At 73.1% G+C, this 11868-nt stretch carries 14 protein-coding genes; 4 read left to right on the forward strand and 10 right to left on the reverse strand.

Going from position 1 to position 11868, the window contains the following annotated elements; all coding sequences use genetic code 11:
* Positions 1-3: 3 nt before the first annotated feature.
* Together ACSLTV_RS05690 and ACSLTV_RS05695 are read right to left on the reverse strand one after the other, a co-directional pair.
* Positions 4-1572 carry an ABC transporter permease gene (locus ACSLTV_RS05690; RefSeq protein ID WP_435611730.1) on the reverse strand — a complete coding sequence of 523 codons (1569 nt, stop codon included), beginning with the start codon at positions 1570-1572 and terminating at the stop codon, positions 4-6.
* On the reverse strand, positions 1569-2516 hold the full coding sequence (locus ACSLTV_RS05695; protein WP_432155928.1) for an ABC transporter ATP-binding protein: 948 nt from the start codon (positions 2514-2516) through the stop codon (positions 1569-1571). Before ACSLTV_RS05695 ends, ACSLTV_RS05690 begins: the two co-directional genes overlap by 4 nt.
* A 74-nt stretch (positions 2517-2590) precedes the next feature.
* Here ACSLTV_RS05695 and ACSLTV_RS05700 point away from each other — a divergent pair, with 74 nt between their 5' ends.
* Positions 2591-3106 (forward strand): GbsR/MarR family transcriptional regulator, encoded by a 516-nt coding sequence (locus ACSLTV_RS05700; RefSeq protein WP_432155929.1) that lies wholly within the window; start codon positions 2591-2593, stop codon positions 3104-3106.
* Positions 3107-3131: 25 nt separating this feature from the next.
* Here the strand turns inward: ACSLTV_RS05700 and ACSLTV_RS05705 are convergent, their stop codons facing one another.
* Positions 3132-4088, reverse strand: coding sequence for a diacylglycerol kinase (locus ACSLTV_RS05705; protein ID WP_435611731.1), 957 nt, complete (start codon positions 4086-4088; stop codon positions 3132-3134).
* 194 nt (positions 4089-4282) lie between these two features.
* On the opposite strand from ACSLTV_RS05705, the gene ACSLTV_RS05710 reads away from it, so the two are divergent.
* Positions 4283-5566, forward strand: coding sequence for an adenylosuccinate synthase (locus tag ACSLTV_RS05710; protein ID WP_432135060.1), 1284 nt, complete (start codon positions 4283-4285; stop codon positions 5564-5566).
* Between the two features lie 69 nt (positions 5567-5635).
* Here ACSLTV_RS05710 and ACSLTV_RS05715 read toward each other — a convergent pair whose 3' ends face one another.
* From ACSLTV_RS05715 to ACSLTV_RS05730, 4 genes are all read right to left on the reverse strand, one after another.
* On the reverse strand, positions 5636-6049 hold the full coding sequence (locus ACSLTV_RS05715; protein WP_435611732.1) for a hypothetical protein: 414 nt from the start codon (positions 6047-6049) through the stop codon (positions 5636-5638).
* Positions 6046-6309, reverse strand: coding sequence for a hypothetical protein (locus ACSLTV_RS05720; protein WP_435611733.1), 264 nt, complete (start codon positions 6307-6309; stop codon positions 6046-6048). Before ACSLTV_RS05720 ends, ACSLTV_RS05715 begins: the two co-directional genes overlap by 4 nt.
* Positions 6310-6425: 116 nt before the next feature.
* Entirely contained in the window at positions 6426-6992 is a 567-nt protein-coding gene (locus ACSLTV_RS05725; protein ID WP_432135063.1) for a hypothetical protein, read from the reverse strand.
* 126 nt (positions 6993-7118) lie between these two features.
* Positions 7119-7514, reverse strand: a complete 396-nt coding sequence (locus ACSLTV_RS05730; protein WP_432135064.1) for a hypothetical protein — start codon at positions 7512-7514, stop codon at positions 7119-7121.
* A 115-nt stretch (positions 7515-7629) separates the two neighbouring features.
* Here ACSLTV_RS05730 and ACSLTV_RS05735 point away from each other — a divergent pair, with 115 nt between their 5' ends.
* Positions 7630-8475 carry a helix-turn-helix domain-containing protein gene (locus ACSLTV_RS05735; protein WP_432135065.1) on the forward strand — a complete coding sequence of 282 codons (846 nt, stop codon included), beginning with the start codon at positions 7630-7632 and terminating at the stop codon, positions 8473-8475.
* A complete protein-coding gene (locus ACSLTV_RS05740; RefSeq protein WP_432135066.1) occupies positions 8472-8663 on the forward strand; it encodes a DUF397 domain-containing protein in 192 nt (63 codons plus the stop codon). The genes ACSLTV_RS05735 and ACSLTV_RS05740 overlap by 4 nt, the downstream gene beginning before the upstream one ends.
* Here the strand turns inward: ACSLTV_RS05740 and ACSLTV_RS05745 are convergent, their stop codons facing one another.
* The 3 genes from ACSLTV_RS05745 to ACSLTV_RS05755 form a co-directional block, all read right to left on the reverse strand.
* Entirely contained in the window at positions 8664-9629 is a 966-nt protein-coding gene (locus ACSLTV_RS05745; RefSeq protein ID WP_432155931.1) for a hypothetical protein, read from the reverse strand.
* Complete coding sequence (locus tag ACSLTV_RS05750) at positions 9626-11128, reverse strand: M48 family metalloprotease (protein WP_432155932.1); 1503 nt, start codon at positions 11126-11128, stop codon at positions 9626-9628. The genes ACSLTV_RS05745 and ACSLTV_RS05750 overlap by 4 nt, the downstream gene beginning before the upstream one ends.
* 79 nt (positions 11129-11207) lie before the next feature.
* Positions 11208-11858, reverse strand: coding sequence for a hypothetical protein (locus ACSLTV_RS05755; protein ID WP_432135069.1), 651 nt, complete (start codon positions 11856-11858; stop codon positions 11208-11210).
* Positions 11859-11868: the final 10 nt, after the last annotated feature.

An 11868-nucleotide genomic window follows, 5' to 3' on the forward strand; every position in this document is an offset into this window, starting at 1 on the left:
CCCTCAGACCCCCACATCCCGCCGCCCCAGCCCCGCCAGCCCGGCGGCCAGCAGCAGTGCCGTCAGACCCAGGAGCACCGCCACCGGGCCCCACGCCATCTCGCCGCCCGGCAGCTTGGGCAGGTGACCGAAGGGCGAGAGGTCGAGGACCCTCCGGGGAAGATTCAGGGCCGGGCCGATCCAGCCCAGCAGGAGCACCGCCCCGGCGACGGCCCACGCGGCGGGCGACAGGCGCGGGGCGAGGCCGTGCAGGAGGACCGCGACGGCGCCGATCAGCCAGACGGCGGGGAGCTGGACCAGGCAGGCCGCCAGCAGCGGGCCGGTCCGCCCGCCGTGGCCGGCCGCGAGTCCCAGCCCGGCCAGCAGCATGATCCAGGCCGCGCCGCCGAACGCCACCGCCAGATGCCCCGCCGCCCACGGCAGCCGCCCGACCGCGTTGGCGAGGACCGGCTCGGCCCGCCCCGACGTCTCCTCCGCGTGCAGCCGCAGCACCGACGACACGATGTACAGGGCGGCGACCAGACCCAGCATCCCGGCCATCGACGCGAGGAACGCGTCCTCCAGCCCGCTCTGCCCGCCCATCCGCTCGAAGATCTCCCGGGTGCGCTCGTTGTCGCCGACGAGGTCGGCCACGCCGTCCGCCAGCCCGCCGTACACCACCCCCGCGGCGAGGAAACCCACCGACCAGCCGAGCACCGCCCCGCGCTGCAGCCGCCAGGCCAGCGCGCCCGCCGTGCCGAGGCGTCCGGTCGCCGGGCCCGGCCGGGTCGGCAGGAAGCTCATGCCGACGTCCCGCCGCCCCGCCAGCGCGTACGCCACCGCGCCCTGCGCGGCGATCGCCGCCGCGAACAGCCCCAGCACCCACCAGCGCTCGCCGGCGAAGGCCCGCAGGTTCGCCAGCCAGCCCAGCGGTGACAGCCAGGTCAGCGGCGACGAGCCGTCGTCCGTGGCCGCGTCGCCCGCCGCGCGCAGCGCGAACGCCAGGCCCAGCAGCGCCGCCGTCAGGCCGCGGGCCAGCCGGGCGCTCTCCGTGAGCTGCGCGAGGACCGCCGCCGCCGTGGCGAAGAGCATCCCCACGGCGGCCAGCCCGAGCCCGAGCGCCAGCGCCCCGGAGGCTCCCTGACCGGCGAGGCCGGCCGTCACCAGCACCGCCAGCGCCGCGTTCGGCACGGCCGCCGCCAGCAGGGCCGCCGTCAGCGCCGCCCGCCGGCCGACCGCCCCGGACGCGATCAGCTCCTGCCGCCCGCTCTCCTCCTCGTCCCGGGTGTGCCGTACGACGACCAGCAGACCGGCCGCCGCCGCCAGCAGGCCCGCGTACACGCCGACCCGCCAGGCCGTCAGCGCGCCCAGCGAGTCGTCGAAGACCGGGCCGATCAGGGCGCGGAAGGAGGAGTTGGCCGCCACCTGCCGCAGCAGGTCGGCGCGGTCGGCCGGGGTGGCGTACACGCCGCGCAGGGTGCTCGGCATGGTCAGCACCATGGCGGCGGTGACCGCCACCCAGGCCGGGATCATCACCCGGTCGCGGCGCAGCGCGAACCGCAGGAGGGTGCCGGTGGCGGTGAGCTGGGTCATCGCGCGACCTCGTCCCGCTCGTCGCGCCCGTTCTGCCCGTCCTGCCCCTCGGGTCCGTCCCGCTCGTCCCGGTAGTGGCGCAGGAACAGTTCCTCCAGCGTGGGTGGCGTCGAGGTCAGGGACCGTACGCCGGACCGGCTCAACTGGCGTAGGACGGCGTCCAGTTCGCCGGTGTCCACCTGAAGGCGGACCCGGTGGCCCTGGATGTCGAGGTCGTGCACCCCGGGCAGGTGCGCCAACCCGTTCGGCGGTCCGGCGAGTTCGGCCGACACGCTGGTCCGGGTCAGGTGGCGCAGGTCGGCGAGGGAGCCCGACTCGACCGTGCGGCCCCGGCGGATGATGCTGACCCGGTCGCACAGCTCCTCCACCTCGCTGAGGATGTGCGAGGAGAGCAGGACGGTACGGCCGCGCTCGCGCTCCTCGGCCACACAGCGCTGGAACACCGCCTCCATCAGCGGGTCCAGACCGGAGGTCGGCTCGTCCAGGACCAGCAGGTCGACGTCCGAGGCGAACGCGGCGACCAGGGCGACCTTCTGGCGGTTGCCCTTGGAGTAGGTGCGGCCCTTCTTCGTCGGGTCCAGCTCGAAGCGGTCGATCAGCTCGGCGCGCCGCCGCTCGTCCAGGCCCCCGCGCAGCCTGCCGTACAGGTCGATGACCTCGCCGCCGGAGAGGTTGCGCCACAGGGTGACGTCGCCGGGGACGTACGCGATACGGCGGTGCAGCTCCACCGCGTCCCGCCAGGGGTCGCCGCCGAGCACCCGCGCGGTGCCGGCGTCGGCGCGCAGCAGGCCGAGCAGGACCCGGATGGCGGTGGACTTGCCGGCCCCGTTGGGCCCGAGGAAGCCGTGCACCTCGCCGGCGCGGACGTCCAGGTCGAGCCCGTCGAGGGCGCGGGTGGCGCCGAACGCCTTGTGCAGGCCCGACACCGCGATTGCTGTGGTCATGTTTCGGAACGTACACTTACTTCAGAAATTTGTGAAGATAAGGAAGTGAGTGAACCGTCGTTAGGATGGCCGCCATGAGCGAAGCACCTGGTGGAGAGCGTGGGGAGCGCGAGCCCGGGCGGGACGCGGACGCCGTGGCGCGGTTCGTCGAGAACTTCGCGGCGCAGCTCGTCGAGGCGGGGGTGCCGCGTATGCCGGCCCGCGTCTTCTCGGCGCTGCTGGCCTCCGACACCGGCGTGCTGACCTCGGCCGAGCTGGGCGAGCGGCTGAAGATCAGCCCGGCGGCCGTCTCCGGCGCCGTGCGCTACCTGTCCCAGGTGCACCTGGTCTCGCGGGAGCGCGAACCGGGGTCCCGGCGGGAGCGCTACCGCGTCCACAGCGACCAGTGGTACGAGGCGCTCACCAACCGGGAAGCCATCATCAAGCGCTGGGAGGACGCCCTGCGCGAGGGGGTCACCAGCCTCGGCCCCGACACGCTCGCCGGCCGCCGCCTCGCCGAGACCCTGGCCTTCTTCGAGTTCGTCGAACGGGACGTCGCCGAGATGATGGAGCGGTGGCGGGCGTACCGGGAAGAGCGCTTCGGGCGCTGACCGGTGAGCGGTGACCGGCCGTGACTCACGCCGTCGGCGGCAGCACCAGCCCCAGGGCCGATTCCCGGACCGTCCAGGTGCGGCGGCGTACCGGGCCCGTCACGCCGGAGTCCGCGCGGTAGCGGAAGTCGGCGCCGGAGACGGTGACGCGGTGGCCCCGGGCCAGCAGCGGGACCGCTTCCGCGCCGACGGACACCGGCTGTACCTCCACCCGGACCAGCCCGGAGCCGCCGGGTGTCACCGAGACCGCCTCCAGCGGCTGGTCCAGATCGACCAGCGTCTCCCCGTCGACCTCCACCCGCAGCCGGGACGGCCCCGGCGCGGTCGCGGCGCGGGCCGGCCGCCCCGGCACCAGGGTGCGGACCAGCGACCGGCAGGTGCGCAGCCAGGGCCGGGAAACGCCACCGAGGTCGCCGGAGTCGTCGGTGTCGTCGTCGCCGTCGCCGGGAGGGCCGGCCGAGCCACCCGGTCCGACCGCCGTGGCCCCGACCGCCGTGGCCCCGACCGCCGTGGCCCCGGCCGGCGAGGCTCCGGCCTCGGGGAAGCCGACCGGCGGGATGCGCAGCCCCCCGAGCACCACCCCGTCGCTGTCGTCGACCAGCAGGTCCAGCCGCCGTTCCGCCCCCTCCAGCACGGCCCGGGCAGCCGCCACCGCCCCCGTCGGCACCCCGAGCGCCCCGGCCAGCGACAGCACGCCCCCGACCGGCACCATCGACAGCGCACATCCGGCCAGCTCCCGCTGCCGGTGCAGCAGGCCCACCGCGCGGACCAGAGCCTGGTCGTCGCCCACCACCACCGGCCGCCGCGCGCCGCGCCGGGCCAGCGCCCGGGCGAACTCCTGCGGACCCTCCGGGAGGCACACCTTGGTCGCCGCACCCGCGCTGAGCACGTCTTTCGCGATCCGGACGGACTCGCCGTCCGCCTGCCGGGCCAGCGGATCGATGACCACCAGCAGCTGTTCGGACGTCGCGAAAGTCGCCACCTCGGTCCTGCCTCGCTTCCTCGGGTAGCATCTTTGTGCAAGAGCCCCTTGCGCTATTGCGCCAGGGGCTTCGTCTATTCCGGGGCACCCGGTCCGACGGTTGTGCGGCCAACGACGGCCGCGGTGTACGCGGCGGAACCTTACGCGTACGCCCCTGACCTTGGACATGCCCCGCCCGGAAGGGGTGTACGCGCGTGCCCGCACTTGTGCTGCTCGGTGCTCAGTGGGGTGACGAAGGCAAGGGAAAGGCGACCGACCTGCTCGGTGGCTCGGTGGATTATGTCGTGCGGTACCAGGGTGGCAACAACGCGGGTCACACCGTCGTCGTCGGCGACCAGAAGTACGCACTGCACCTCCTCCCTTCCGGAATCCTGTCCCCCGGCTGTACGCCGGTCATCGGTAACGGTGTCGTTGTCGACCCGTCGGTCCTGCTCTCCGAGCTGAGCGGGCTGAACGAGCGAGGCGTCGACACGTCCAAGCTCCTGATCAGCGGAAACGCGCACATCATCACGCCGTACAACGTGACGGTCGACAAGGTGACGGAGCGTTTCCTCGGCAAGCGGAAGATCGGCACGACCGGGCGCGGCATCGGCCCGACCTACGCCGACAAGATCAACCGCGTCGGGATCCGGGTCCAGGACCTGTACGACGAGTCGATCCTGCACCAGAAGGTGGAGGCCGCCCTCGACGTCAAGAACCAGGTGCTCACCAAGCTCTACAACCGGCGCGCCATCGCCGCCGAGCAGGTGGTCGAGGAGCTGCTGGGCTACGCCGAGCAGATCAGGCCGTACGTCGCCGACACCGTGCTGGTCCTGAACCAGGCGCTGGAGCAGGACAAGGTGGTCCTCTTCGAGGGCGGGCAGGGCACCCTGCTCGACATCGACCACGGCACGTACCCCTTCGTCACCTCGTCCAACCCGACGGCCGGCGGCGCCTGCACCGGCGCCGGCGTCGGCCCGACGAAGATCAGCCGGGTCATCGGCATCCTCAAGGCGTACACGACCCGCGTCGGCGCCGGACCGTTCCCGACGGAGCTGTTCGACGAGGACGGCGAGGCGCTGCGCCGCATCGGCGGCGAGCGCGGCGTGACCACGGGCCGTGACCGGCGCTGCGGCTGGTTCGACGCGGTCATCGCCCGCTACGCGACGCGGGTCAACGGCCTGACCGACTTCTTCCTCACCAAGCTGGACGTCCTCACCGGCTGGGAGCAGATCCCGGTCTGCGTCGCCTACGAGATCGACGGCCGGCGCGTCGAGGAGCTGCCGTACTCGCAGACCGACTTCCACCACGCGAAGCCGGTGTACGAGATGCTGCCGGGCTGGTCGGAGGACATCAGCAAGGCCAAGTCCTTCTCCGACCTGCCGAAGAACGCGCAGGCGTACGTCAGGGCGCTGGAGGAGATGTCCGGCGCGCCGATCTCCGCGATCGGCGTGGGTCCGGGCCGGGACGAGACGATCGAGATCAACTCGTTCCTGTAGGCCCTGGGGCCCTGCGGGCCCGGGGAGAACGTGTGGGGGAGGGCGCCGGGGGCGCCCTCCCCCTTCGGCTCACCGCTGGCGCGGGAGCCTGATCGTCCGTACCAGCGGCATGCCGGCGTACTGGTCGGGGTCGACGGTCACGACGTGCCGGCCGTCCGGCCAGTCCGGAGTGGGCCGGGACAGGTGGATCGCCTGGCCGAGCCGCCACTCCACGCCGTCGCGCAGCAGGGCGCCCACGGCGGAGGCGCCCGCGAAGTCCAGCTCGACGACCTCGATGGCGGGCAACGCGCCCACGTGCTCGGCGAGCCCCTTGCGCATGCCGTCGGCGGCGGCCAGGCAGAGCGCCGGCACATACACGTGCCGGGTGGGGCCGTGCTCGGTGTTCGCGACGAACTGCGAGGCGAGAGAGTTGCCGGAGCCCAGCGCCAGCAGTGCCGACTCGTCGAACACGACGCCCGTCGATCCGTTCCTCGTGGCGCTCACAGGCTGTCCACCGGCCGGCCGGCCTCCAGGTCCTGCCAGACCTTCTCCACCCTGTCGTGGTCCTCGTCCGTGAGCGTCACGCCGAAGTGGGTCTCGCAGTACGCCTTGGTCTCCTCGTACCGCTTGCGCAGCTCCTCCCGCGTGGGTGTGGCCCCGGCCAGCTCGGCGATCAGATCCCGCATGGTCATCCCGCGCTCGCGGGCGAGCACCATGAGGCGGTCACGGACAGCGGGGTCGACCTTGACGGTGGTGTCAGCCATGACAACAGTATACTGACGGTATACCGCCGTCTCCGGCCTTTTGAGCAATGCGGTCATCGCGTTCCTTCGGTTGGAGTGTCCCGGCCGCAGGGCTGAGGCCGGGAATTCTGTGACGTCTATGCGGGCGCGGTCACCCGGGCCGGACGGCCGTGGCGGAGGCGGGTCTCCACGAGGGTGCGCGGCGCGTACACGCACGGCGGCAACTCGGCGGTCAGCGCGGCCCGCACCTGCGCGTCACTCGCCCCCGCGTCCCACCACGCCACCACCAGCGGCGCCAGCCGCCACACCTCGGAGGCACCCAGAAGCAGGCGCCGGTCCACGATCCCGAGCGACCCGAGCAGCCGCGCGGCGCGCGCCGTACGTTCGCGGGACCGGACTTTTTCGGAATCACCCGCGAGGGGCGCGGATTCGTACGGCGTCTCGAACACCTCGTAGGCGGTGCGGAGTTGCGCCGTCCGCCGCAGATGCCGCGATTCCTCCAGCTCACGCAGGGCGCGCACGACCCGCGCCCGCCCCTCCTGGAGCTCCCGGGCGACCGCTCGGACGCTGACGCGGGTGCCGTCCGGGAGGCTCAGCAGGTACATCAGTACGCCTGCCGCGCACCAGGAGATGCCGCGGTCGCGGAGGAGAGCGGGCGAGAAGCCTGAAAAGGCGCGCGCGGGCGCCTTACGATAGACGCGCATCTGGTTTCCATCTCTGACGGGTGCCGAGCCCCCGGGTGTTGCCGCACCGCGGGGGCATTTTTCTGTCCGTGTCGGCGCGACTCTATGGCCACGCAAAGTAACAAGTGCAAGCTGAGGTCGCTCATTTCACTCGGGTGAGTGAAGGACGGTGCGCAGAAGCAGGGTGTGGACCCGGTCGCCGGGATGCGTCGGGCGGTAGCGCCAACTCAGCGGCCACGTAAGCCCGTCGAGGGCCGGGACCGGGATGAACGACACGTGGTCCGGGCCCGAGGTGAGGCGGGTGACGTCCGGCTGCCAGGCGCGGTGGGTCGTACTGCCCGCCCCGACCAGGAAGTACACCGCACGCCTCCCGCTCGCCGCCTCGATGATCGGGCCGGGGGTGCCGCCGGTCAGGTGGGCGAGGCGGTCGGCGAGGTCCCGTCCGCGCTCGCCGTCCACGCGGATCGCGTCGAACCGGACGCCGGCCCGGTGGAGTTGGATGCCGGAGGCCGGGATCCAGTTCAGGTCAGTTCGGGCGTTCATGGGACCAGTTTTCGCGGTCCCGGCTACCGTTTCCATCACTCTCCGTCGACCACTGGGAACGGTCGGAAATCGGCGGGGCTCGGTTGTGACCGGTTGAGTTCGGTTGAGTTCGGGGGTGACCGCGATGGCGCGGGCCGAGAACAAAGTGGAGTCGGGCGGTACGGCGCACCTCGTGGCCGCGCTGGCGAAGGCTTTGCGTGAGCAACAGGAACTGACGCAGGAGGAGTTGGGCAAGAAGATCGGCTACACGGGGTCGGCGGTCAGCGCGATGGAGACGTGCGCGCAGCCCGCCAGCGACAAGATGCTCATGAACCTGGAGGAGGTGATCGGGGGCGGGCTGGGGGTCTTCGAGGAGGCGCGGCGCTGGATGCTGCTGGAGAAGTACCCGGCGCGGTTCCGGGGGTTCTCGGAGATGGAGGCCGGGGCGGTGGCGATCTCTTCGTACGAGACGCACGTCGTCGACGGTCTGTTCCAGACGGAGGACTACGCGCGGGCGTTGATCGGTGGCGGCTTCCCGCCAGTCTCCGAGCAGAAGCGGGAGGAACTGGTCGAGGCGAGGCTGGCTCGGCGGCGACTCTTCGACCGGGAACCCGAGCCGTACGTCGAGCTGATTCTCGAAGAGAGTGTGCTGCGGAGGCCGTTCGGCAGCTGGGAGATCCTTCGTGATCAGTTGCGGTCGCTTGCTGACGATGCGCGGAGGGACAACGTCTGCGTGCAGGTGCTGCCGCTCGACCGGGGGCTGCGTGGCACGTACGCGGGCGATCGTGGCCCCATGAAGCTTGTGACGACGAGGGACCACGAGCACGTTGTCTTCATGGAAGTCGAGGATCAAGGCATTCTGGTCAGCGATCCTCCCGACGTATCCCAACTGACACACCGCTATGCGAAGATCCGCGCACAGGCACTGAGTCCCGATGACTCGCTGAGCCTCATCGACCGGTTGGCAGGAGAGCAGCGATGACCAGCACCGGAAGCCTACGGTGGTTCAAGTCCAGCTACAGCGACAGCGGTGGCGGAAACTGCGTCGAAGTAGCCCACCAAGCCCCCCACACCACCCACATCCGCGACTCCAAGCACCGCGACCCCGAGACCGGTCCCATACTCACCGTCTCCGGAGCCGCCTGGGCCGATTTCCTCACGTCGCTCTGATCAGGGCTGCGGCGCCGCCAGGGCCCACAGAGCGGTGAGCAGCGTCGACACGGCGAGTGCGAAGCCGACCGTCGCCGTGAGGGTGCCCCCGCCCGTCAGGCAGCCCATCAGGACGCCCAGGGCGGCGCCCACGGCCGCGACGCGGGCGCCGGGGAGCCACCAGGGGGCGGCGCGCAGGCGGTCGGGGAGGACGAAGGCGTCGCGCAGGTCGGCGCGGGCCGCCGCCCAGTCGTCCAGGAGGACGTCCCCGGAGGGACGGCCGCGCAGTCGGCCGAGGGGGACGAGGCGTGTGCCGTCGGGGAGTTGGACCACGGCCCGGCGGGATCGTCGTACCGTCACCGGGGTCTCGCCGGTGCAGTCGTCCAGCGCGGGGTGCCACATGACGCGCTGCCACGAAGAGCGGGTGTCGCCGGGCTCGGTCAGGGAGAGCCAGGTCGTCGTACCGCGCCACACGCGGACCGCGCGGTCGCCCTGGTGCACGGTGGCCGTCATCGGGTGGGCCGGGTCAAGCCGTGCCGTCCGGCGGAAGCGCAGGCCGCGCCACGCCCACACGGCACACAGGGCCGCGGCGACGGGAGCGGCGAGCATGGCCGGCACTTCCAGGTCGTCCTCGGCCGAGGTCTCCTCCGGGTCGGCGGGGAAGCCCCGCGGGTCCGGCCGGGTGGGGTCGTAGGCGACGCCGAAGTGCTCGCCCTCGGTGTAGCGGCCGGTGTCGTAGACGGTGAAGCGCTGTACGTGGGGGAGGCCGGCGGTGTCCGTCCAGCGCACCCGGATGTCGCCGTCGTCGCCGATCCCGTCCTCGACGACCAGGCCGTCGGCGGTGGCCGTGGCGTCGGCGCGGGCCTCGCGGTACCGGTGCTCGTGCCAGCCGAGCCAGGTGGCGAACAGGGCGTAGCCGAGGACGGTGGCGAGGACGCCGAACACGGCGACGCGCAGGGCCGGGCGGGAGGCCGTCGGGCGGCTCACAGGGCCACTTCCTTCGGGTCGGGGGCCGCCAGGAGCGCGCGCACCGGGGCCGGGTCCCCTGTCTCCAGAGCCTCCGTCAGGAGGGCGCGCAGGTCGAGGACGGTGCCGTCGGGCGCGGTCAGTACGGTGGTCAGCCAGCGCACGGTGTACGTCCAGCCCGCCTCGCGCAGGGTCCGCTCCAGCACGCGGCAGACGGCGCTGCCGAGCACGGCGCGTCCGGCGGCCTCCCGGACCGCGGGGGGCAGCTTGCGCAGCCCCGGTTCCAGGCGCCGGGCGAGGAGCGGCCAGCTGCCGTCGGCGACGGCGTCCAGCGCGGCGGACAGCGCGTCGGCGGGTGAGGTCCGTTCGGTGGCGGTCAGCAGGGGGAGCGGGCCGGTGCCGTCGGCGGCCCGGTCGGCGAGGTCGCGCAGCCGGTCGGGGTCGGTGTCGAGGAGGCGGGCCGGCCGCAGCGCGCCCGGCTCCACCGCCGGTGCGTCCCCCGCGCCGGCCGGGGACGCCGGGCCCTCCGGTTCGACGAGCCGGGCGACGCACCACCGCTCGATCGCGGACGCGTGCGCCAGCCGGAGCGGCACGTCACGGAAGCGCAGGCCGGGCGGCGGCTCCACGTCGGGCAACGCCGCCGCCCGTACGGCGGTCGGCGGGTGGCCGTCGGAGGCGTAGGGGTCGACGGCCTCGTCCTCGGCGGCCTCCCGGGCGGCGAGGCGGGCGACGTACGGATCGCGCAGGGCGGTGTCGAGGGCGGTGTAGAAGTCGGCCGGATACGCCCCGTCCGCCTCCAGCGCGGAGCACCACTGGCCGCCGAGGCCGTGGAAGGCGGCGGCGAGGGCACCGGTGCGCGCCAGCGCCTCACGGGTGGCCGCGGTGCCCGCGACCCGGGCCGCGCCGGCGTCGGCGGCCGTCTCCGCCCGCCAGGCGGCCGGCTGGGAGGCGCGCAGCAGGGGCGCGGCGAGCGGGGCGAACAGCGGGCGGAAGGCGGTGCCGAGGCGGGCGTCGAGCAGGGCGCGGGAGCGGCCCAGCCAGTCCGTGCGGCGGTCGCGCACATGCTGCTCGTGGGCCAGCTCGTGCGCGATCACCGACGCCAGCTGGGCCTCGGTGAGCCCGCGCAGCAGGGGCAGGCCGAGGACCATGACGTACGTGCGCACACCGCGGACCCGGAGGCGTGCCACGGCGGCGTCCGGGTCGGGGACGATCCGCACGAGCAGGGGCTCGCGGAAGGCGAGTCGGTCCGCGATCTCCCGTACCAGCGCTGCAAGTTCGGGCTCCTCGTCGGGCCGTACCGCACGCCCGGGCAGGTGCCCGTCCTCAGCGGTGCCCCGGGCGAGAGCCAGTACCACCAGAGCGACCGGGCCGAACAGCCACTCCTGATCCCAGACCAGGGCGAGGAGAAGCGGTGGCACCGCCATGACCACCGGCGACCAGGCGACCGCGAGCATGGCGGCGATGAGCAGCCATTCCCGTACGGCCCGGGCCGCGCCGCCCCCCGGCGACCGCGTCCGCATAAGCGTTCCCCTCCCGTGTGTGCGAGGGGATCTTCTCCGGACGCACGGCCGGTTGTCCACGGCCGTCCGCCCGCCGGGGTCAGCTGAAGACGATCATCGAGCCCTGGGCCAGGCTGCGGGTCGCCGCCGCGTGCAGGCCCAGCCAGACGTGGCGTTCGCGGGCGAAGGGGCTGGGGTCGTAGGGGGCCGGGACGGCGGGCTCCTCCAGTTCGGTGGGGGCCGACGGCGGCTGGGGCGCGGCCGGGGGGTTCGCCGGGTCGATGCCGATGGACGGGGCGACGTACTCCAGCTCCCGCAGCAGGGCCTGGGAGGAGCCCAACGGGCCGCCGCCGGCGAGCAGTTCCTCGTTGGAGAGGGGGTGGGCGAAGTCCACCGGGACGTAGGCGCCCGCGTGGTCGTAGTGCCAGACCAGGTGGGACTGCTGGGCCGTCGACTCGAACATCTCCAGCAACTGCTCGTAGTCGCCGCCCAGTTCGTCGACCGGCGTCACCGGCAGGCCGCACACCTGGAGCAGGTACACCCGGCGCAGGAAGTGCAGGGCGTCGTAGTCGAAGCCGGCCACCGGGGCGACCTCGCCGGACAGGCCCGGCATGTACTGGTACACCGGCACCGGGGGGAGCCCGTTGTCGGCCAGTACCGCGTTGTACTGCGCGAGTTCCTCGGCGAACGGGTTGTCGGGGGTGTGGCACAACACGTCGACGAGCGGTACCAGCCACAGGTCACAGGCCAAAGAGGGCTCC

This window comes from Streptomyces sp. bgisy159 (assembly GCF_965341775.1).
Taxonomy (GTDB): Bacteria; Actinomycetota; Actinomycetes; order Streptomycetales; family Streptomycetaceae; genus Streptomyces.